The 20,485-nt window shown below is 59.7% G+C and carries 16 protein-coding genes; 12 read left to right on the top strand and 4 right to left on the bottom strand.

All coding sequences use genetic code 11. The annotated features are described in order from the left end of the window. Positions 1-72 precede the first annotated feature (72 nt). Complete coding sequence (locus FRT59_RS02125) at positions 73-564, bottom strand: CS1 type fimbrial major subunit (protein WP_153839750.1); 492 nt, start codon at positions 562-564, stop codon at positions 73-75. A gap of 456 nt (positions 565-1,020) precedes the next feature. Here FRT59_RS02125 and FRT59_RS02120 point away from each other — a divergent pair, with 456 nt between their 5' ends. Continuing rightward, the gene (locus tag FRT59_RS02120; protein WP_034118297.1) at positions 1,021-1,590 is read left to right on the top strand and encodes a PadR family transcriptional regulator; all 570 of its coding nucleotides are present in this window, start codon (positions 1,021-1,023) and stop codon (positions 1,588-1,590) included. After that, entirely contained in the window at positions 1,587-2,363 is a 777-nt protein-coding gene (locus FRT59_RS02115) for a siderophore-interacting protein (protein ID WP_153870281.1), read from the top strand. Before FRT59_RS02120 ends, FRT59_RS02115 begins: the two co-directional genes overlap by 4 nt. 880 nt (positions 2,364-3,243) lie before the next feature. On the opposite strand, the gene FRT59_RS02110 is transcribed toward FRT59_RS02115, so the two are convergent. Both FRT59_RS02110 and FRT59_RS02105 read right to left on the bottom strand, forming a co-directional pair. Further along, positions 3,244-3,873: a Pr6Pr family membrane protein gene (locus FRT59_RS02110; protein ID WP_153870280.1), complete on the bottom strand. Its 630-nt coding sequence runs from the start codon at positions 3,871-3,873 to the stop codon at positions 3,244-3,246. 4 nt (positions 3,874-3,877) lie between these two features. Next, positions 3,878-4,111 carry a VF530 family protein gene (locus FRT59_RS02105; protein ID WP_003188882.1) on the bottom strand — a complete coding sequence of 78 codons (234 nt, stop codon included), beginning with the start codon at positions 4,109-4,111 and terminating at the stop codon, positions 3,878-3,880. A 171-nt stretch (positions 4,112-4,282) separates the two neighbouring features. Here FRT59_RS02105 and FRT59_RS02100 point away from each other — a divergent pair, with 171 nt between their 5' ends. The 4 genes from FRT59_RS02100 to FRT59_RS02085 all read left to right on the top strand — a co-directional run bounded on the left by FRT59_RS02100 (position 4,283) and on the right by FRT59_RS02085 (position 11,673). Then, positions 4,283-6,301 (top strand): TonB-dependent receptor, encoded by a 2,019-nt coding sequence (locus FRT59_RS02100; protein ID WP_153870279.1) that lies wholly within the window; start codon positions 4,283-4,285, stop codon positions 6,299-6,301. 441 nt (positions 6,302-6,742) lie between these two features. Further along, positions 6,743-9,160, top strand: coding sequence for a glucose/quinate/shikimate family membrane-bound PQQ-dependent dehydrogenase (locus tag FRT59_RS02095; protein ID WP_153870278.1), 2,418 nt, complete (start codon positions 6,743-6,745; stop codon positions 9,158-9,160). A 223-nt stretch (positions 9,161-9,383) separates the two neighbouring features. Beyond that, the gene (locus tag FRT59_RS02090) at positions 9,384-10,229 is read left to right on the top strand and encodes a 2OG-Fe(II) oxygenase (protein ID WP_153870277.1); all 846 of its coding nucleotides are present in this window, start codon (positions 9,384-9,386) and stop codon (positions 10,227-10,229) included. A gap of 34 nt (positions 10,230-10,263) precedes the next feature. Further along, entirely contained in the window at positions 10,264-11,673 is a 1,410-nt protein-coding gene (locus FRT59_RS02085) for a pyridoxal phosphate-dependent decarboxylase family protein (RefSeq protein ID WP_153870276.1), read from the top strand. A 7-nt stretch (positions 11,674-11,680) separates the two neighbouring features. Here FRT59_RS02085 and FRT59_RS02080 read toward each other — a convergent pair whose 3' ends face one another. Beyond that, positions 11,681-14,056 (bottom strand): putative bifunctional diguanylate cyclase/phosphodiesterase, encoded by a 2,376-nt coding sequence (locus FRT59_RS02080; protein ID WP_233094143.1) that lies wholly within the window; start codon positions 14,054-14,056, stop codon positions 11,681-11,683. Positions 14,057-14,371: 315 nt separating this feature from the next. Between FRT59_RS02080 and lon the strand changes: the two genes are divergently transcribed. The 6 genes from lon (at position 14,372) to cmoB (ending at position 20,440) form a co-directional block, all read left to right on the top strand. Then, positions 14,372-16,792 (top strand): endopeptidase La, encoded by a 2,421-nt coding sequence (gene lon, locus FRT59_RS02075; protein ID WP_034118290.1) that lies wholly within the window; start codon positions 14,372-14,374, stop codon positions 16,790-16,792. A 202-nt stretch (positions 16,793-16,994) separates the two neighbouring features. Next, positions 16,995-17,384: a protease inhibitor I42 family protein gene (locus FRT59_RS02070; RefSeq protein ID WP_034118289.1), complete on the top strand. Its 390-nt coding sequence runs from the start codon at positions 16,995-16,997 to the stop codon at positions 17,382-17,384. 1 nt (position 17,385) lies between these two features. Continuing rightward, positions 17,386-18,045 (top strand): lysoplasmalogenase, encoded by a 660-nt coding sequence (locus FRT59_RS02065; RefSeq protein WP_153838810.1) that lies wholly within the window; start codon positions 17,386-17,388, stop codon positions 18,043-18,045. A gap of 134 nt (positions 18,046-18,179) precedes the next feature. Further along, entirely contained in the window at positions 18,180-18,608 is a 429-nt protein-coding gene (locus tag FRT59_RS02060; protein ID WP_153838811.1) for a hypothetical protein, read from the top strand. Between the two features lie 135 nt (positions 18,609-18,743). Continuing rightward, positions 18,744-19,487: a carboxy-S-adenosyl-L-methionine synthase CmoA gene (gene cmoA, locus FRT59_RS02055; RefSeq protein WP_198809567.1), complete on the top strand. Its 744-nt coding sequence runs from the start codon at positions 18,744-18,746 to the stop codon at positions 19,485-19,487. Next, positions 19,484-20,440, top strand: coding sequence for a tRNA 5-methoxyuridine(34)/uridine 5-oxyacetic acid(34) synthase CmoB (gene cmoB, locus FRT59_RS02050; RefSeq protein ID WP_034118286.1), 957 nt, complete (start codon positions 19,484-19,486; stop codon positions 20,438-20,440). The genes cmoA and cmoB overlap by 4 nt, the downstream gene beginning before the upstream one ends. Positions 20,441-20,485: the final 45 nt, after the last annotated feature.

Here is a 20,485-nt window from a genome sequence, read left to right as displayed (position 1 = left end):
CCGGTTGACAGCCGACCGCAGGCAGCGGCCGGCTGGCGTTTCAATAAGGGCTGGCCTTATGGGTACACCGTCTCAAAACGTGGTGCGCGGTACGTTGTCAAAAATGATTGTCGGCGTAGCGGTGTAAGCACCGGTTTGTGTGTCCGTCGGTTTAACGGCAGTGATGGTCAGACCTTTTTGCACGCCACTGTTGGATTCAGCGTCGGCGGCCACTTCCTTCGGTGTAGCGTCCAGAACTACACCACCCATGGTCAACGTCAGCGCGATTGCGTCGGTGCCGTTGGTCAGCGAGGCCGGGCCGTCTTGCAGGTAGGCGTCGATGGAACCGCCAGTGTTCTTCATGGTGAAGGTTGCTGACAGCGGGCTCAACAGACCGGTAACAGTGTTATAGGTCATGACCTCACTTTTACCGAAGTCCGGGTCCAGCGGCTGGGCATGGAACTGCTTGGTAGGAATGTCGGCACGGATATTAATCGTGGTGCTGGCATCGTTGGCGGCCATCGCAACTGAAGAGCCCAATACTGCAACAGCCAGAGGGAGGGAAACTGCGAATTTCTTGAACATACGTCAATACCTGTTTTTTTCGTTGGTTAAAGCGCCGCCGCTAACTACTGCAACGCCTAAATAGAATCGACCAAATAAAAAAACAGATATGCCAGCCACATCTTTATTGGACGTGGCTTTTGATTTCAATTGTCGAGTGAAAAAGATGGCATTTTGCCAAAACTTTTAAAATAACTGTAAGAATAAAGCCACACACACTTAAACAAGAACGATTCATGCGTAAAAACATCTGTAAGAACAGACTTACAAATCGCTCTAAAACAATAACTTTCATTCATCTAATAATTAATTATTTTTTACCGGCTGAACTAGATTAATTACTCTAGTTCATAAAGCCTCACGGTGGCGCGCGCTTGCCTTTACAAAATCTTTCTCTGCACGCCGTTGGTCAGTCCTGCTTGCCCAAGCAAAAGATATATCTTAAGTTATGTCTAAACGTGTAGAGAGGATCCCAGCATGAGAGAGCATCCCCACCAAAGGCCCGCCGATGGTCGCGACGGTTTCGAAAAACGCCCCGGCCGGGAACGCGGCGAGCGCGGCCCCCGGGTTTTTGCGGCCGGCGATCTGAAGCTGCTGTTACCCGCCCTGATCGCTGAACAGCCCTGCCATGGCTATGACTTGATTCGCCGAATCGAAAGCCTGTTCGACGGTGCCTACACCCCGAGCCCAGGGGTGATTTATCCCACCCTGACCTTTCTGGAAGAAAGCGACCTGATCGCAGGCGACACCGATGGCGGAAAAAAACGCTACACAATCACCGACGCCGGTCGTCTCTTCTTGACCGAGCAAGCGGTTGCCCTGGAGGGGTTGCGCATGCGTATTGACGTCAGCAAACGGTCGCTACGCGGGCACGACCGCCCGCCGCAAATCCACGAGGCGGTGCACAACCTGCGTCACGCCTTGCATTCCCATCACGGGCGCTGGAGCGCGGAGGAAATCATACGGGTGGCCGACCTGCTCAACACCACCGCCAAGGCCATCGTTGACGGCCCAGCAGTTCAATTTGTACCGGAGCAAAGCGAATGAGCGAATACAACAAGTTGGAAATTCATCGCGTGATGCACGACATCAAGCGTCGCCGCCTGCAAGTCCTGCGGGTGGTCGATATCACCCCGCGCATGCGCCGCATCACCCTGGGCGGCCCGGAGTTGGCGGGGTTCATCAGCCTGGGCAGCGACGACCATATCAAGCTGCTGTTACCGCAGAACGCCGCCGAACAAGCCGCACTGGAAAGCCCGACATTCACCATCAAGGGCGACGGCCCGCAACCGGCCATGCGCGACTACACGCCACGGCGTTTCGACCTGAGCATCGGTGAGCTGGATATCGACTTCGTACTGCACGGCGATGGCCCTGCCTCCACCTGGGCCGAACAGGCGCAAGTCGGTCAGCACCTGTATATCGGCGGGCCACGGGGCTCGATGATCGTGCCGGATATCTTCGACAGCTACCTGCTGATCGGCGATGAAACGGCGATCCCGGCCATCGCACGCCGCCTGGAAGAACTGCCGGCGGGGCGCAAGGTGCTGGCGGTGATTGAAATCGCTGATGCGGCGGAGCAGCAGCCCCTGAAAAGTGCCGCCGATGTGGAAGTGATTTGGGTGCTGCGCGGCCAGGATGACCTGCTCGACACGGTGCGCAACCTGACGCTGCCAAGCGGCACGTTGTACACCTTCGTCGCGACCGAAACCAAGCTGTCTCGCCAAGTGCGCCGGGTGCTGCTGGATACGCACAAGGTCAATGACGAGTTCTTGAAGGCCGTGGGTTACTGGCGGGCCGAAGGCAGCGAAGAAGAATAAATTCTCGCAGGCACTTGCCGGCCTTGGGAATGTGAGAGGTGGGCCATGATGGCGGCGTGACAGCCAATCAGGATGTTGGGGGGTTTTGACCGAGTACATATCCGTTATTTAGGTAACGGCCACTATGGGTTCCGCTCTTACAGCGGCTCACTTTTGGAAGGACCCAAAAGTAAGCAAAAGGTCCTCGCCCCACCACTCGGCACCTCGCCTAGGCTCGGCATGCCCTCACTCCGGCCAGCGTGGTTTAACGGGGCGCCTGAGATCAAAAGCCAGATCAAGAGCGACTCGCTTCGCATCGTAGATACGCTGGCGGCGCTTCTGCTTTTCTGTGGGAGCGGGTCAGTTAAGTGAACGAAATGCTCAAGGCAGCGAAGGTCAAATGTGGGAGCGGGCTTGCTCGCGAAGGCGTCGGCCCAGCAAACATAGATATTGACTGACCCACCGCTTTCGCGAGCAAGCCCGCTCCCACAGGGGTACGCGTACGCCTCAACGATCAGGTCGGCTATAAGGCCGCCTCGCTTTTGCTTTTGATTTTGATCTCAGGCGCCCCGTTAAACCACGCTGGCCGGAATTCGATATTGATTTGGGGGGTAAACCGGCAGGGATGCCGGTTTAGCCGCCCCGCGCCAGGGATGGCGCGTGGCGGCGGCCCCCCAAATCAATGTCGGATTACGGGCACACCGAGCCTAGGCGAGGTGCCGAGTGGTGGGGCAAGAGCGTTTTGCTTACTTTTGCGCTTCTCAAAAGTGAGCCGCCGTAAGGGCGGAACCAATAGCGGCCGTCACCTAAACAATGGATATGTACTCGAACCAACCCAACATCCTGGTCGGCTGTCAGGCCGCCACGGGAGCAAGCCCCTCCCACATTGGACCAAGGTGTATCAGTTGGATTGTGCCCGGCCCAGGCGCTTATCCAGCCCCACCATCGCCAACGCCACCAGCACAAACCCCACCAATAATCCGCCGGCATTCACAAACACTTGGGGATAACCCAGGGTCAGCACATCAATGAACGGGTACTGATACTGCCCGAGCAAATCCCCCCGCAACAGCACATACCCGAAGTACACCAACGGGTAGATCACCCAAACACCAACGTGTCTGAACCGCAACTGGCCCTTGGGCACGCAACGCCACCAATAGATCAAAAACAACAGCGGCATCACGTCGTGCAGCAATTCGTCGGCGATAAATTGAAAGCCTTGGGGGCTCCACAAATGCCGCAGCAGCAGGTTATAGGCCAGGCTCACCACGATGATGCTGGCGGCAATCGCACTGCTGACCTGGGGCGCCAGGAAAAACTGCTTCGCCGCAGATTCGCGGTTCACCAGCGCATAGCTCAACACCACCATCACCAGGGTGTTGGTCAGTACTGTGAAAAAACTGAAAAAGCTGATCAAGCCGCCCAGCAGACTGGCGTCAATGCTCCAGCGCGAATAGAAAATCAGATATTGCTGGATCCCCAGTCCTACCCAACCGGCCAGCGCTGCCGCTGCGACAAAGCGCTTCATGGCCTCAATCCAGCGGGCGTTTGGTACGCATCAGCTTGACGTACAGACCTTCGACCTTCTCCCGCGCCCAAGGGGTTTTGCGCAGGAAGGTCAGGCTCGACTTGATGCTCGGGTCGCTCTTGAAGCAGCGGATATCAATACGCTCGGCCAGGCCGCTCCACTCGTAGTGTTCCACCAGGGTGGTGAGGACGTGTTGCAGGGTCACCCCGTGGAGCGGGTCGTTGCTTGTCGCGGTCATGCCAGGCCTATTGCAAAAAGAGGAAACACAGCCGCGCACCTTAGCCGACGAGGCGTGCAGGTGGAAGCATTGCATTGAATATAGCCCGCCACGGAAAGTTCCCCTTCCAGACGAAAAAAGAGATGTTATATTGTAACCATATCTATCAGACGTTTTGCCTAGGAATATCCGATGTCCCTGCCTTCTCTCTGGCGCTTGTCCCCCCTCGCCGCCGCCCTGTTGATCAGTTCCCAAGCCCACGCCCTGGAACTGCCACCCCAAGTTGTCACCGGCAACCCGTTGGGCAGCGAACAACTCGCTTCGCCCACCACCGTGCTGGAAGGTGATGACCTGACCCTGCAACAAAAAGGCAGCCTCGGCGAAACCCTGAACAAGCAGCCGGGTGTGTCGTCGTCGTACTTCGGCCCGGGCGCCAGTCGCCCGATCATTCGGGGCCAGGATGGCGACCGTATTCGCATCTTGCGCAATGGTGTGGGCGCACTGGATGCCTCGTCGCTGTCCTATGACCACGCGGTGCCGCTGGACCCGATCAACGTAGATCGCATCGAAATTGTGCGCGGCCCGGCCGCCCTGCTGTACGGCGGCAGCGCCATCGGCGGTGTGGTCAACACCTTCGATAACCGCATCCCCACCGAAGCCATCGAAGGCATCCACGGCGCCGGCGAACTTCGCTACGGCGGCGCCGACACCACCCGCAGCAGCGCGGGCAAGCTGGAAGCCGGCAACGGCACCTTCGCGTTGCACCTGGACGCCAATGCGCGGGAATTCAACGACCTGAAAATTCCGGGCTACGCCCGCAGCCGGCACGCCCCGGCGACCGAAGACGGCCCAGGTAAAAATGGGCGCCTGGGTAACAGCGACGGGCGCCAGGACGGCGGTGCCGTGGGCGGCTCATACACCTGGGAGGATGGGTATGCCGGGCTGTCCTACAGCAACTACGACAGCAACTACGGCTCGCCGGCCGAGCAGGATGTGCGCATCCGCATGCAGCAGGATCACTACGCCTTCGCGTCCGAGATCCGCAACCTGCAAGGGCCGTTCACCTCGGTGAAACTCGACGCGGGCTACACCGATTACGAACACCGCGAAATCGAAGGCGGCGAGACCGGTACGACCTTCAAGAACAAGGGCTATGAGGCCCGAGTTGAAGCCCGTCACCAGCCTATCGGCCCGTTCGATGGCGTGGTAGGCGCCCAAGTGACCCGCAACGAGTTCTCGGCCCTGGGCGAAGAAGCCTTCGTGCCCCAGACCGACACCAACGCCGGCGCACTGTTTATCCTCGAAGAGATGCAAGCCACCGAGCGTCTGAAACTTAGCCTCGGCGCCCGCGTGGAACACACTACCGTCGACCCGGACGCCAAGGGCAACGAGCGTTTCGCCAATGCAAACAAGAGCAATCACTTCACCGCCGGCAGCCTGTCGTCCGGCGCGGTGTACAGCCTCACGCCCATCTGGTCGCTGGCCGCCACCTTGGGCTACACCGAACGCGCACCGACTTTCTACGAGCTGTATGCCAACGGCGCCCACGTCGCCACCGGCACCTACGAGTTGGGCGATGCCAACCTGAAGAAAGAAAAAGCCGTGTCCAGCGACCTGGCGCTGCGCTTTGACAATGGCACCCACAAGGGCAGCTTCGGCGTGTTCTACAGCCGTTTCTCCAATTACATTGGCCTGCTAGGCACTGGCCGCACCTTGAACGATGAAGGTGAAGAGGACGCGGGTGGTATTCCTGAATACGGATATTCCGGCGTGCGTGCGCGGTTCGCGGGCTTCGAAGCGCAGGATCACTGGAAGCTGGGTGAAGGCGCCTACGGCAAGTTCGCGCTGGAGCTGTCGGGCGACTACACCCGCGCTACCAACCTGGACACGGGTGAAGCCTTGCCACGCATTGCACCGTTGCGCTTGAGCAGCGGCCTGCTGTGGGAGCTGGACCGCTGGCAGGCACGTATTGATGTGGAACATGCGGCAGGCCAAGGGCGTGTGCCGGATAACGAGAGCGGCACCGATGGCTACACCACGCTCGGTGCCAGCGCCGGTTATCGCTTCAATGTCGGCGGTAGCCAGTGGCTGGCCTTCGTCAATGGCGAAAACCTGACCAACCAGACCGTGCGCTATGCCAGCTCGATCCTGCGCGATATTGCGCCGGCGCCAGGCAGAAGCGTGCAATTCGGAGTCCGCACCACCTTCTAACAACACCGCAGTTCCCCTGTGGGAGCGGGCTTGCTCGCGAATGCGGTGTGTCAGTCAGCATCATTAGTGACTGATACACCGCACTCGCGAGCTAGCCCGCTCCCACACTTGTTTTGCAGCGACGATTCGTCACTGTTACCAGATCTGAAATGATGCATCTCGCGATTTACGCTTTCTCTTGGCGCTCCAGCACCTTATCCTTGCAGCAACAAACTGAAACGTTTCACGCCTGCGATCGACCCCATCTTGCCGAATTTCCATTTACGCAAAGACAGCGCTGTCTTAAATCGATCTGCGCCCGGCGATCAATCGCACGCCTGTGGATAACCGAGTTATCCCCAGAAAAACCGAAATTACCGATGAACCAAGCCCGCGCCGAATCGTCATCTACAGTGAAGCACGGGGTTACATAATTATTCCAACGTCACGGAGAAACACACTATGAGCACTGATGGTGCTTCAAGCCCAAGCCGCCTGCTGCCCAGGCTGCTGGGGATCTTGCTGCTGATCATGGGGCTGGCCTTGCTGGCTGGCGGCGTCAAGCTGAGCATGCTCGGCGGGTCGCTGTACTACCTGCTGGCGGGTATCGGCATCGCCCTGACCGGCGTGCTGCTGCTGGCTACCCGCCGCGCCGCGCTGGGCCTGTATGCACTGGTGTTGTTCGCCAGCACCGTGTGGGCACTGTGGGAAGTCGGCCTGGACTGGTGGCAGTTGGTACCGCGCCTGGCCCTGCTGTTTGCCTTGGGCATCGTCATGCTTCTGCCGTGGTTTCGTCGTCCGTTGCTGCGTGGCCAAGCCGCGCCGCTGGGCACTGGCGCGCTGAGCGTTGCCGTGGTGCTGGCCGGTGCTACCGCCCTGGCCAGCCAGTTCACCAACCCAGGTGAAATGGTCAAGACCGGCCAACTGGACCGCGACGCGGTGCCGGGCATGGCCAACGCTGCGCCGACCCAGGCCGATGGTGACTGGAACTCCTATGGCCGTTCGGCCTACGGTGATCGTTACTCGCCACTGGCGCAGATCACCCCGGAAAACGCGCATAAGTTGGTGCCTGCGTGGACCTTCCGTACCGGCGACATTCCTGGCGCAGGCGACCCCGGTGAAACCACCGCGGAAAACACCCCGCTGAAAGTCAATGGCATGCTTTACGTGTGCACACCGCACAGCCAAGTGATTGCCCTGGACCCGGACACCGGCAAGGAAATCTGGCGTTTCGACCCGAAGATCACCACCCAGGGTGCTGAAAACTTCAAGGGTTGGGCACACATGACCTGCCGTGGCGTGTCGTATCACGATGACGCTGCCTACGCTTCCGAGCAGAGCCCGACCGGCAGCGCCAGCCCGGCTGCTGCGCCGAACGCCTGCCCGAAACGCATCTTCGTCCCGACTGCCGACACCCGTCTGATCGCCCTGAACGCCGACACCGGCAAGATGTGCGAAGACTTCGGTGACAAAGGCCAGGTCGACCTGCGTGCCAACATCGGCAGCTTCGCCCCAGGTGGTTACTACTCCACCTCGCCACCGGCCGTGACCAAGAACCTGGTCGTGATCGGCGGTCACGTGACCGACAACGTTTCCATCGACGAGCCAAGCGGTGTGATCCGCGCGTTCGACGTGCACACCGGCAAACTGGTGTGGAACTGGGACAGCGGCAACCCGGACGACACCACCCCGTTGGCCGATGGCAAGACCTACACCCGCAACTCGCCGAACATGTGGTCCATGTTCAGCGTCGATGAAAAACTCGGCATGCTCTACCTGCCGATGGGCAACCAGATGCCCGACCAGTACGGCGGCGACCGTACCGACGATTCCGAAAAATATGCCGCTGGCCTGACCGCCCTGGACATCGACACCGGCCACGTGAAGTGGACCTTCCAGTTCACCCACCACGATCTGTGGGACATGGACGTAGGCGGCCAGCCTTCGCTGATCGACATCAAGACCGAAGCCGGCGTCAAGCAGGCGGTGATGGCGTCGACCAAGCAAGGCAGCATCTACGTGCTGGACCGTGCCACCGGCCAGCCGGTTGTGCCGATCCACGAAGTCGCGGTGCCGCAAGGCGCAGTGGCGGGCGACCGTACCTCCCCTACCCAACCGAAGTCCGACCTGAACTTCATGCCGCCGCCGTTGAAAGAACGCGACATGTGGGGCGTCACGCCGTTCGACCAGTTGATCTGCCGGATCGACTTCAAGTCGCTGCGCTACGACGGCCCGTTCACCCCGCCATCGCTGCAAGGCTCGATCGTTTACCCGGGTAACTTCGGTGTGTTCGACTGGGGCGGCATCTCGGTCGATCCGGTTCGCCAGATCGCTTTCGTGAACCCGAGCTACATGGCGTTCAAATCGAAGCTGATCCCGGCTGCCGACATCGCCAAGCAAGGCCCACGCGTCAGCGAAACCGAAGGCGTACAGCCGAACAAAGGCGCACCGTACGGTGTGATCCTCGAAGCACTGCTGTCGCCAATGGGCCTGCCGTGCCAGGCGCCGGCCTGGGGCTACGTGGCAGCGGTCGACCTGACCAACCACCAGACCATCTGGATGCACAAGAACGGCACCGTGCGTGACAGCTCGCCGGTTCCGATCCCGCTGACCATGGGCGTGCCTAGCCTGGGCGGTACGTTCACCACCGCCGGCGGCGTTGCTTTCCTCAGCGGTACTCTCGACCAGTACCTGCGCGCCTATGACGTGAAAAACGGCAAGCAACTGTGGGAAGGCCGCCTGCCTGCAGGCGCGCAAACCACACCGATGACCTACACCGGCAAGGACGGCAAGCAATACGTGCTGGTCATGGCGGGTGGCCATGGTTCCCTGGGTACCAAGCAGGGTGACTATGTGATGGCGTTCAAACTGCCGGATTAAGCAGAACCGGCGGTAAAACAAAGGCGGCTACCTGATGGGTAGCCGCCTTTTTTTCGTCCTGACAACCATCAACAATCGTCAACGTGTGAGCCATCAGTCGGCTAAAAAACCGGCGTTTCAAGATAAATCCTATCCGTCCTCTGTTCCCTTGAAACTAATTTAGTGCACACGCCCTGCGTACCCTATAAGCACACTGATAAAACTCAAAAGGGAGCTTCTGAACATGATGGACCATGCCGCGACAAAACCAACCACGTCCAAGACAACAAAAATCATAGAGCTTGAATACCTCGATACTTCAAGTCTGAAAAAGCTTATCAGTGGAGAAGTACTTGCCATTCGAGTACCTGAGTTTGCGAACGCAAAAACCAGCGAGCGATTAAATCAAATCATCGGTGATGCCGCCTCGTTGGAGCAATACAGTCACGAAACCTACGAAGATGGCCGCGTCGTACAGCACTTTTATGGCGTACATCGCTGGGGCACCCCGTTCAACTCCACTTACGGCAAGGCCGTCGGCAGCGATGCCCACGTCAAATATTATGCTGACGCAGCCCATATGCGCGGGGTGATCGACAGTATTTGCGCACCTGAAAAACCTCCCATCCAACACCTGATGGAACAGCTCCAGGAGATCTGGCCGCAAGGTGCAGTCGCCGCTGCGTTTCAAGGCCAACCGATGTTCTGCGGCATTATCCGCGCCATGTTTCCCGAGACGGCACACCTCTCGGAAACGGTGCCCCATGTTGATTGCCTGCCCCGCTCGATCGCAGAACTGGAACACCAATTCAGCGCCAATATTTATCTTGAAACGCCGCCTTCAGGGGGAGAGTTGATCATCTGGGATACCGAGGCCTTTGCCTATGACGAGGTCAAGCGTTTCGAAGGCGACCAACTGCCCGAGCACCGTTTACAAAAGCCGCTGCATATCCAGCCGCGTAAAAACGAACTCGTGATTATCAATACCCGCCGCCCCCACGCCATTTGCGGATTCGATTCGGGAAAACGCATCAGCATGCAGTCGTTTATCGGCTATAACGCGGGTGAACCGTTTTATTTCTGGTGCTAATACTTTTAACACTCTTGCAGATGGACCTCTTTTTATGACGCCCGAAGAATTCCGTCGCCATGGCTACGCCATGATCGACCTGATCGCAGACTATCGACAAAATATAGAGCAGCGCGGCGTACAGCCCACCACGGTGCCTGGCGAAATCAAGGCCGCCCTGCCGGTGAACCCGCCAGAAAGCGCCGAACCGTTTGAACAGATCATGGGCGATGTGGAAAAGCTGATCATGCCCGGGCTGCTGCATTGGCAGCATCCGAGCTTTTTCGGTTTCTTCCCTTCCAATGTGGAATTGTCCTCTGTGCTGGGCGATTGCCTGAGCACCGGCCTGGGTGTAGTGGGACTATCTTGGCAATCAAGCCCGGCACTCACCGAAATTGAAGAAGTCACCACCGACTGGCTGCGCGACATGATCGGCCTGAGCCGTGAATGGAGCGGCGTGATCCAGGACTCCGCGTCTACCTCCACCCTGGTGGCCCTCATCAGCGCCAGGGAACGTAGCTCCCAGTACGCACTGGTGCATGACGGCCTGCAAAACAGCGGCGCGCCGCTGATCGTCTACACCTCAGCCCATGCGCATAGTTCGGTGAACAAGGCGGCGATCCTGGCCGGGTTTGGCCAGAACAACATCCGCATGGTCGCCACCGACGCACACAATGCGATGTCGCCGCAGGCATTGGCGTACGCCATCGAACAGGACCTGGCCGCCGGCAACCGACCCTGCGTGGTCATTGCTACCACCGGGACCACGGCCGCCATGGCGATCGACCCTCTGGATGCGATTGGCGAGCTGACCCAACGCCATGGCCTGTGGCTGCATGTCGACTCGGCCATGGCCGGCGCCGCGATGATCCTGCCGGAATGCCGGGCACTGTGGAATGGCATCGAAAAAGCTGACTCGCTGGTCCTCAACCCGCACAAATGGCTGGGCGCGGCCTTCGATTGCTCGGTGTACTTCGTTCGCGACCCCGAGCATTTGATTCGCATCATGACCACCAACCCGAGCTACCTGCAGTCCAACGCCGACGGCCAGGTCAGAAACTACCGCGACTGGCGGATCTCCCTGGGCAGCCGCTTCCGCGCCCTGAAGCTGTGGTTCCTGATCCGCGAGCAGGGTGTCAGCGGCCTGCAAGCGCGGCTACGCAGAGACCTGGCCAATGCACGTTGGCTGGCGGAGCAGATTGAAGGCAGCGAGCACTGGAAGCTGGTGGCCGCGCCCGCCCTGCAAACCCTGTGTATTCGCCATGAGCCGCCAGGGTTGAACGGCGAAGCGCTGGACAATTACACGCGTGCCTGGGCAGAAAGGCTCAACCAGTCCGGAAACGCCTACGTCACCCCGGCCATCCTCGACGAACGCTGGATGGTGCGCGTGTCCATCGGGGCACTGGGCACCGAACGCCAGCATGTCGAACGGTTATGGACGTTATTGCAAACCCTGGTGGTTTAAACCGCGCTCAAGTCGGTACGCGCTCACGCCTCATCCACATCTCGAACGCCATGGCATTCAACGGCCGGCTGATCAGGTAGCCCTGGGCGGTGTCGCAGTTCCAGCGTTTTAGCAGGGTGAGGCTGTGCTCGAACTCCACACCCTCGGCCACAACCTTGAGGCCCAGGTTGTGGCTCATTTCGATGGTCGAGCGCACGATCACCCCGTCACCGCTGGTGCTGTCGAGGTTGCGCACAAAGGACTGGTCGATCTTCAACTCCTGCACCGGCAGGCGTTGCAGTTGCGCCAGGGATGAGTAGCCGGTGCCGAAATCATCCACCGACAGGCTGATTCCGCAGTCACGCAGTTGCTCCAGTACGCTGAGGGCTTGCTGCGGGTTGTGCATGATCGCGCTTTCGGTAATCTCGAAAACCAAGTGCTCGGCGGCCACGCCGTGTTGAGCCAGTAGCGCAGTGACGCGAATGGCCAAGTCGTCATCGGCCAGGTCGTTCACGGAGATATTCACCGACAACTGCATAACCAGGCCACGCTGTGCCCATTCGGCAATCTGACGGATAGCCTCTTCAATCACCCACAAGGTCAGGGCGCCCATGCTGCCGGTGCGCTCGGCCAAGGGAATGAACTCCGTGGGGGACACCTGCCCAAGGGTCCGATGCTGCCAACGCAGCAAGGCTTCCGCCTGATCCACGTGGCCGTGCTTGAGGTCGAGCTTGGGTTGGTAGCACAGGAACAATTCGCCCTCGATCACCGCGCGGCGCAGGTCGCGAATCAAGGTGATCTGGCGTTGGTGAGCGAGGTCGCGGTCGGGCTGGTAGATCTGCAAATGCCCCGGCAGGTTGGCAGCGTCATGCCGAGCGATGGCGGCGCGGTTGATCAGTTCTTCCACCTGCTGCCCGTCAGCGGGGTACGCGGCGATGCCGATGCTCACTTCATGGCGCACTTCGTCGTTGCCGATGCGCTGGGGTTCGGTCAGCAGCCCATAGAGGCGATCGGCACGGGCCACAGCACTCTCGACTTCGGTGTTTTCCAGCAAGAGTAAAAACTCACTCCCGGCAATGCGCGCTGCGGTGTCGCTGGCCGACAGACTCATGGACAGGCAACGGCTCGCTTCGCACAACATCTCCTCGACGCCTTGTGGGCCAAAGCCTTCGTTGATAACCCGGTAGTTTTCAATCCCCAGGTACAGCAACACCACCGGCCGTCGGGCGCTGATTGCACTGCCCAGGCGCTCCATGGCCAGGGCGCGGTTGGGCAGGCCGGTGAGCGAGTCGTGCAAGGCGTTATGGGCCAGTTGCCGCTCGCGCACGGCGATACCGCTTTGCATGGCGTTGAAAGCGCGGGCCAGCAGGCCGAATTCATCGTCACTGCGCACCCGCACTGGCGTGCGGTAGTCACCAGCACCAATTCGCTCGGCGGCTTGCACCAACGCATTGAGCGGGCGTGACACGCGCCGCGCCAGAAACAACGCCGCCGCCAGCGAAACCAGCAGCACCGCCAGGGCAATCCCGAGAAATTGCCGGTCCAGCGGCGCAAAGGATTCCAGGGCGTGGTCCAGCGGGCTTTGCAACAGCACACGTACCTCATCACCCTGGCCGCTATTGGCCAATGGCAATACCTGGCTGAGTACACGCTGACCATAAAACAGGTGGATCCGCGCCTCGGGATCCAGTTGCGTGCCATGCAGGAAGCCGACAACGGCGGGCCTGAACGCACCAGGCTGGGTGGTGAAAAGCTGGCCGACATGGCCGTCCTGCACACAGAGGAACGACACCTCAAGGTTGCTCATGGAGCGCAGCTCGTGGGCGAATTGCGTGTCCATGGGAAAGCCCATGACCACGCGGGCGATGGGCGCCGGGTCGAACACATCCTTTTGCACCAGCAAATAGGGGCGCCCCGCCATAGCGACGATCAACATTTGCAGGCCGCTGCGCCGCGCCTTGCGCAAGGCCTCGGCATAAGGGAACGACTGACCTGGCTTCAGCTCCAGCAAGGTACTGACCATGACCTTGTCATCCAGGCCCAGCACAACCACTTCGCTGGAGCTGACACCGGTACCATGGCGCCCCAGGGCCTCCAGGATCGGCACCGTCTCGCCACGGGCCACGGCCTGCTTGAACGGGCCGTCGGCGGTGAGCCAGTCCAACCCGTATTGCAGGCGGCGGCCGCGCAGGTCCAGCAGGCGCTCGAACACCTGCCGCCCGGTGTCCAACTGCACCTCGGCCTGATTCTCCACCGCCCGGGTGGTGGCGGTCTTGACGGCAAAATAGGTCGCGGCCACGACCACCAGCAACAACAGCGCCAGCACCCCGGCAATACGGGTTTGAAAGGTGTGGCGCCACTGCGTGGCCGTGCCCTCTGGCCGCGCTCGTCGCTCTGTGCTCAACCTTCCCTCTGTCATACGCGTCCCTGCCGACTGCTGACCTGGCGTCAAAAAAACATCCTTTTATGGCTACGTGTTGCCATAGAAGATTAGCCGGGACTGTGGATAAGTAAAACCCAATAATTACCGGGTCTTCAGCGTCATATTTTTGACCAAAAAGCAGTCGAGTGGCCCGGATTAGGCCTGCCCATCTGCTCCGCCAGATGACCACTGGTCTGCCGCGTTATTTCATGCAATATGTTGCTATCTCGCCTGCACCATTGAAACCACCGCCACCCCGCCCCATCTAACCTGCATACTTCCTTATGCAGGTGCCCCATGAGCGACCAGCAAGACGTCCCTGATTACGACCTGAACGACTACGCCGACCCCGAAAACGCTGAAACCACCTCGTCCAACACCGGCCTGGCGCTGCCTGGGCAAAACCTGCCGGACAAGGTCTACATTATCCCGATCCACAACCGGCCGTTTTTCCCGGCGCAAGTATTGCCGGTGATCGTCAATGAAGAACCCTGGGCCGAAACCCTGGAACTGGTGAGCAAATCCGACCACCACTCTCTTGCCCTGTTTTTCATGGACACGCCGCCCGAAGACCCACGGCATTTCGACACCTCGGCCCTGCCGCTGTACGGCACCCTGGTCAAGGTGCACCACGCCAGCCGTGAGAACGGCAAGCTGCAATTCGTCGCCCAGGGCCTGACCCGCGTGCGCATCAAGACCTGGCTCAAGCACCACCGCCCACCGTACCTGGTGGAAGTCGAATACCCGCACCAGCCCAGTGAGCCGACCGACGAGGTCAAGGCCTACGGCATGGCGCTGATCAATGCGATCAAGGAACTGCTGCCCCTCAACCCGCTGTACAGCGAAGAGTTGAAGAACTACCTCAACCGCTTCAGCCCCAACGACCCGTCGCCGCTTACCGACTTCGCCGCCGCGCTGACCTCGGCCACCGGTAACGAGTTGCAGGAAGTGCTGGACTGCGTGCCCATGCTCAAGCGCATGGAAAAAGTCTTGCCGATGCTGCGCAAGGAAGTCGAAGTCGCACGCCTGCAAAAAGAGCTCTCCGCCGAAGTGAACCGCAAGATCGGCGAGCACCAGCGCGAGTTTTTCCTCAAGGAACAGCTCAAGGTCATCCAGCAAGAGCTGGGCCTGACCAAGGACGACCGCAGCGCCGATGTCGAGCAGTTCGAGCAGCGCCTGGAAGGCAAGGTGCTGCCGGCCCAGGCGAAAAAACGCATCGATGAAGAACTGAACAAACTGTCGATCCTCGAGACTGGCTCGCCGGAATACGCAGTAACGCGCAATTATCTGGACTGGGCCACCTCGGTCCCCTGGGGCGTGTACGGCGCAGACAAACTCGACCTGAAACATGCGCGCAAGGTGCTGGACAAGCACCATGCAGGCCTGGACGACATCAAGAGCCGCATCCTCGAGTTCCTCGCAGTGGGCGCCTATAAAGGCGAAGTCGCCGGCTCCATCGTGCTGCTGGTGGGCCCGCCGGGCGTAGGCAAGACCAGCGTGGGTAAATCCATCGCTGAATCCCTGGGCCGGCCGTTCTACCGTTTCAGCGTCGGCGGCATGCGTGACGAGGCCGAGATCAAGGGCCACCGCCGCACCTACATCGGCGCTATGCCCGGCAAGCTGGTGCAGGCGTTGAAAGACGTGGAAGTCATGAACCCGGTGATCATGCTCGACGAGATCGACAAGATGGGCCAGAGCTTCCAGGGCGACCCGGCTTCTGCACTGCTGGAAACCCTGGACCCGGAGCAGAACGTCGAATTCCTCGACCATTACCTGGACCTGCGCCTGGACCTGTCCAAAGTGCTGTTCGTGTGCACCGCCAACACCCTGGACTCGATCCCAGGCCCGTTGCTGGACCGTATGGAAGTGATTCGCCTGTCGGGCTATATCACCGAAGAAAAAGTCGCCATCGCCAAGCGCCACCTGTGGCCAAAACAGTTGGAAAAAGCCGGCGTCGCAAAAAACAGCCTGACCATCAGCGACGGCGCGCTGCGTGCGTTGATCGACGGTTATGCGCGCGAAGCCGGTGTGCGTCAGTTGGAGAAGCAACTGGGCAAGCTGGTGCGCAAGGCGGTGGTCAAGCTGCTGGATGAGCCCGACAGCGTGATCAAGATCGGCAACAAGGACCTGGAAAGCTCGTTGGGCATGCCGGTATTCCGTAACGAGCAAGTGCTGTCCGGCACCGGGGTGATCACCGGCCTGGCCTGGACCAGCATGGGCGGCGCAACCTTGCCGATTGAGGCGACGCGTATCCATACGCTCAATCGCGGCTTCAAGCTCACCGGGCAGTTGGGTGAAGTGATGAAGGAGTCCGCCGAAATCGCCTACAGCTACATCAGCTCGAACCTGAAGTCGTTTGGCGGTGATCCGAAGTTCTTCGATGAAGCCTTCGTACACTTGCATGTGCCGGAGGGTGCCACACCGAAAGACGGCCCGAGTGCCGGGGTGACCATGGCCAGTGCGTTGCTGTCCCTGGCACGTAACCAGCCGCCGAAGAAAGGCGTGGCAATGACCGGCGAGCTGACCTTGACCGGGCATGTACTGCCGATTGGCGGGGTACGTGAAAAAGTGATTGCGGCGCGGCGCCAGAAGATTCACGAGTTGATCCTGCCGGAGCCGAACCGTGGGAGCTTTGAAGAGCTGCCGGAGTATCTGAAGGAAGGCATGACTGTGCACTTTGCCAAGCGCTTTGCGGATGTGGCGAAGGTGCTGTTCTGACAGTTATGTAGTGCCTGAGCTGGCCCTTTCGCGAGCAAGCCCGCTCCCACATTTGACCGAGTTCATCCTTTGGAATGCGGTCACATGTGGGAGCGGGCTTGCTCGCGAAGAGGCCAGCCAAATCAACACAAAACCCTGCCTTGTCACACCTTGTCTCATCTTCGGTTATGCTCCCCCTTCGTCGTGAATCAACGGAGCCCCCATGACCGCTGCCCGCCTGCTTCTCCCCTTGAGCCTTGCCCTGCTGGCTGCCTGCGCCAGTGCGCCAAAGCAAAACATCAGCGTGGAAAAACAGAGCAGTTGCCCGCTCCAGCTTAAAACCGGGCAAAACCTGATCCTCACCCTGCCGAGCAATCCCACCACCGGTTATCGCTGGGCCATCCAGGATTCCGCCGGCGGTGTTTTGCACGCCTTGAGCCCCGAGGTCTACAGCAGCACCGAATCCGGTGTGATCGGTGGCGGCGGCCAGTCTACCTGGCGCTTCCAGGCGTTCGCCGCCGGCCAGGGCCGTTTGCGCCTGACCTCCCAGCAACCTTGGGAGCCGGAAGCCGAGCCCGTCGAAACCTTTGACTGCGCCATTACGGTGAACTGATATGCCATGGCTGATTCTTGCCTTGATGGGCGCCGGCACCTTTATCTACGGCTTGGCGACTCATGCGACGCTGCTGTGCCTGCTGGTCAAGCCGCTGCCGGTGCTGGCGCTGCTGGGTTGGCTGCATGACGCGCCGCCCACTGACTATCGACGCTGGATCAGCCTGGGGCTGATTTTTTCCCTGGTGGGCGATGTGTTGCTCGCCTGGCCAGGGGACCTGTTTATCTTTGGCCTGGGCGCGTTTCTGTTTGCGCACCTGGCCTATCTCAAAGCCTATTTCAGCGACTGTCGACGTCTGGCGTTGCTGCCGCTGGTGTTGGCCCTGGGTGTCGGGGCGATCCTGCTGAGTATTCTGATTTCCCACGGCTTGGGCGAGCTACTGATACCGGTGGTGGTTTACGCACTGGTGATCAGCGCCATGCTCTGGCGTGCGTTGGCGCGGCTGGGCAGCGACGTGCCGAAACGCTCGGCTCTGCTGGCGGCGGCGGGTGCGGTGTCGTTTGTGTTTTCCGATACGTTGATCGGTATCAATCGGTTTGTGCTGGCGTTCGATGCGGCGCCGTATCTGTTGATCACCACGTATTGGCTTGGGCAGTGGGGCATCACCGCCTCTGCATTCGCACTCAATCCACAGACAGGCCATCGCACAACTGATCACTGAAAAACGTGGCTGGATTTAAAGCGAAAACCATTACTGAACTGCTATTTCTGACAGTTACGACGATTGAGAGCAGCCTGTATCTTCTATAAACACCGCCACAATCAGACTGGCGCGTGAACTAGGAGGATTGGAATATGACCCCCAGTAATGCTTATCCGGAAGTTGAAGGGACATTTGTCGCAACCATCAACGGCGTCGCGAACTTCAAAGCAGATACGGTTTATCTGAAGGTGGATGAATGGCTGACCATCGTGGGTGTAGATGAACTTTCAGCAAGCCCCCTGCGTATCATAGATATGCGCTTGGCACCTGACATACCCAACGACAGGCATGAATATCCAAGCGAGTACATTCACTCACTCCAACTCGGTACTAACACCGCGCCCGCCCACTACCTGATTGATCACGCCTATGTGAAAGTTGATTTTGACCGTGAAAAAAACCACTACGCAGGGAAGCTTGAAATCAAAGCAACCGACCTTTTTTCGTCAAATACGCTCAAGGTAGCCGCTAAGTTTGATCTTTCCACCGGAACCATTGCCCACCACAAGCACACCGAGTAGCGCGTGTGCCCACCGCTCTGCGGTCAACCCGCAGGGCGATGAAACCTGCGGCATCGCGGTTTATCAGACAACCCGCGCATCCGAGGGCCAACTTGGCTAAAATGCCGGCCTTTCCCCTTCGTCGCCGGAACAGCCGTGAGCAAAGAACCCGATCGCCTATTCGCCCAGCCCCTGCCCCAGGTGCCGGACTTCGCCTTTAACGAGGATGTGGTGCGGGTGTTCCCGGACATGATCAAGCGCTCGGTGCCGGGTTACCCGACCATCGTCGAAAACCTTGGCGTGCTGGCCGCGCAATTCGCCCAGCCCAATAGCGTGCTGTATGACCTGGGCTCATCCCTGGGTGCCGTCACCCAAGCTTTGCGTCGCCATGTTCGCACCGAGGGTTGCCGGGTGATCGCGGTGGATAACTCGGCGGCGATGGTCGAGCGTTGCCGCCAATACCTCAATGGCCAGGACTCGATGTTCCAGGAGTTGCTGCCGGTGGAGGTGATCGAGGGCGATATTCTCGCCCTGCAGTTCCAGCCCGCCTCGGTGGTGGCGCTGAACTTTACCCTGCAATTTATCGCCCCCGATGAACGCCTGGCGTTGCTCGGGCGTATCCGCCAATCGCTGCTGCCGGGCGGGGCGTTGATCCTTTCGGAAAAGCTGCGCTTCAACGATGTTGAAGAGCACGCACTGCTGACCGACCTGCATATCGCGTTCAAGCGCGCCAACGGCTACAGCGAACTGGAAATCGCCCAGAAGCGCAGCGCCATCGAAAACGTCATGAAGCCCGACAGCCTCGAAGAACACCGCGAACGCCTGCTGGCGGCCGGGTTCTCGAAAGTCTTGCCGTGGTTCCAGTGTCTTAACTTTGCCTCGTTGATTGCCTTGCCATGATTGATTTGTCCCCCCTCGCCCGCCACCTGGTCGGTACTCCTCTGGCCGTTTGGGCCCAGGGCCTGCAAGCGCAGCTTGATAGCAAGATGGAAAAGGGCCATGGCGACCTGGAGCGCTGGCAGAGCGCGTTGGATGCGCTGCCGCAGATCCAGCCCAGCGCAGTCGACTTGCTCAATGGCCTGGTACTGGATACCGATTGCGACGACGCCACCCGCGCACAAATGCACACCGCCTTGATGGGCCTGAGCCCGTGGCGCAAAGGCCCGTTCCACCTGTTCGGCGTGCATGTAGACACCGAATGGCGTTCGGACTGGAAGTGGTCGCGGGTGGCGCCGCACCTGGACCTGAACGGCAAGCGCATCCTCGATGTCGGCTGCGGCAACGGTTATTACATGTGGCGCATGCTCGGCGCGGGGGCCGACAGCGTGATTGGGGTGGACCCGAACTGGCTGTTCTTCTGCCAGTTCCAGGCGGTGCAGCGTTACCTGTCTGAGCCCAGGGCGTGGCACCTGCCATTCCCATTCGAAGACTTGCCGGCGAACCTGGAAGGCTTTGATACGGTATTTTCCATGGGCGTGTTCTACCACCGCCGCTCGCCCATCGAGCACCTGCTGGCACTGAAAGACTGCCTGGTCAAAGGTGGCGAACTGGTGTTGGAGACCCTGGTGGTAGAAGGCGATCAGCAACAGGTGCTGGTGCCAGAAGACCGTTACGCACAAATGCGCAACGTGTGGTTCCTGCCCTCGGTACCGGCGTTGATGCTGTGGCTGCGGCGTGCCGGGTTCAGTGAGGTGCGGTGCGTGGATGTGAGCGTGACCACGGTTGAGGAACAGCGTGGGACTGAGTGGATGAAGTACCAGTCCCTGAGTGACTTTCTCGACCCCGAAGATCACAGCAAGACGATTGAAGGGCTGCCAGCGCCGATGCGGGCGGTGATCATCGCCAAAAAGTAACGGTGAGATATCACTGAATAAACGAAGATCCAAATGTGGGAGGGG

This window comes from Pseudomonas haemolytica (genome assembly GCF_009659625.1).
In the GTDB taxonomy this organism is placed as follows: domain Bacteria; phylum Pseudomonadota; class Gammaproteobacteria; order Pseudomonadales; family Pseudomonadaceae; genus Aquipseudomonas; species Aquipseudomonas haemolytica.
The sequence above is the reverse complement of the archived record's forward strand: the minus strand, read 5'-3'. Positions and strand labels throughout refer to the sequence as shown.

Coding starts and splice junctions, on each gene's coding strand:
- FRT59_RS02105 (WP_003188882.1), bottom strand. CDS start 4,111: ATGACCGCGACAAGCAACGACCCGCTCCACGGGGTGACCCTGCAACAC.
- FRT59_RS02115 (WP_153870281.1), top strand. CDS start 1,587: ATGAGCGAATACAACAAGTTGGAAATTCATCGCGTGATGCACGACATC.
- FRT59_RS02125 (WP_153839750.1), bottom strand. CDS start 564: ATGTTCAAGAAATTCGCAGTTTCCCTCCCTCTGGCTGTTGCAGTATTG.
- FRT59_RS02100 (WP_153870279.1), top strand. CDS start 4,283: ATGTCCCTGCCTTCTCTCTGGCGCTTGTCCCCCCTCGCCGCCGCCCTG.
- FRT59_RS02120 (WP_034118297.1), top strand. CDS start 1,021: ATGAGAGAGCATCCCCACCAAAGGCCCGCCGATGGTCGCGACGGTTTC.
- cmoB (WP_034118286.1), top strand. CDS start 19,484: ATGATTGATTTGTCCCCCCTCGCCCGCCACCTGGTCGGTACTCCTCTG.
- FRT59_RS02095 (WP_153870278.1), top strand. CDS start 6,743: ATGAGCACTGATGGTGCTTCAAGCCCAAGCCGCCTGCTGCCCAGGCTG.
- FRT59_RS02070 (WP_034118289.1), top strand. CDS start 16,995: ATGACCGCTGCCCGCCTGCTTCTCCCCTTGAGCCTTGCCCTGCTGGCT.
- FRT59_RS02065 (WP_153838810.1), top strand. CDS start 17,386: ATGCCATGGCTGATTCTTGCCTTGATGGGCGCCGGCACCTTTATCTAC.
- FRT59_RS02085 (WP_153870276.1), top strand. CDS start 10,264: ATGACGCCCGAAGAATTCCGTCGCCATGGCTACGCCATGATCGACCTG.
- FRT59_RS02090 (WP_153870277.1), top strand. CDS start 9,384: ATGATGGACCATGCCGCGACAAAACCAACCACGTCCAAGACAACAAAA.
- FRT59_RS02110 (WP_153870280.1), bottom strand. CDS start 3,873: ATGAAGCGCTTTGTCGCAGCGGCAGCGCTGGCCGGTTGGGTAGGACTG.
- lon (WP_034118290.1), top strand. CDS start 14,372: ATGAGCGACCAGCAAGACGTCCCTGATTACGACCTGAACGACTACGCC.
- FRT59_RS02060 (WP_153838811.1), top strand. CDS start 18,180: ATGACCCCCAGTAATGCTTATCCGGAAGTTGAAGGGACATTTGTCGCA.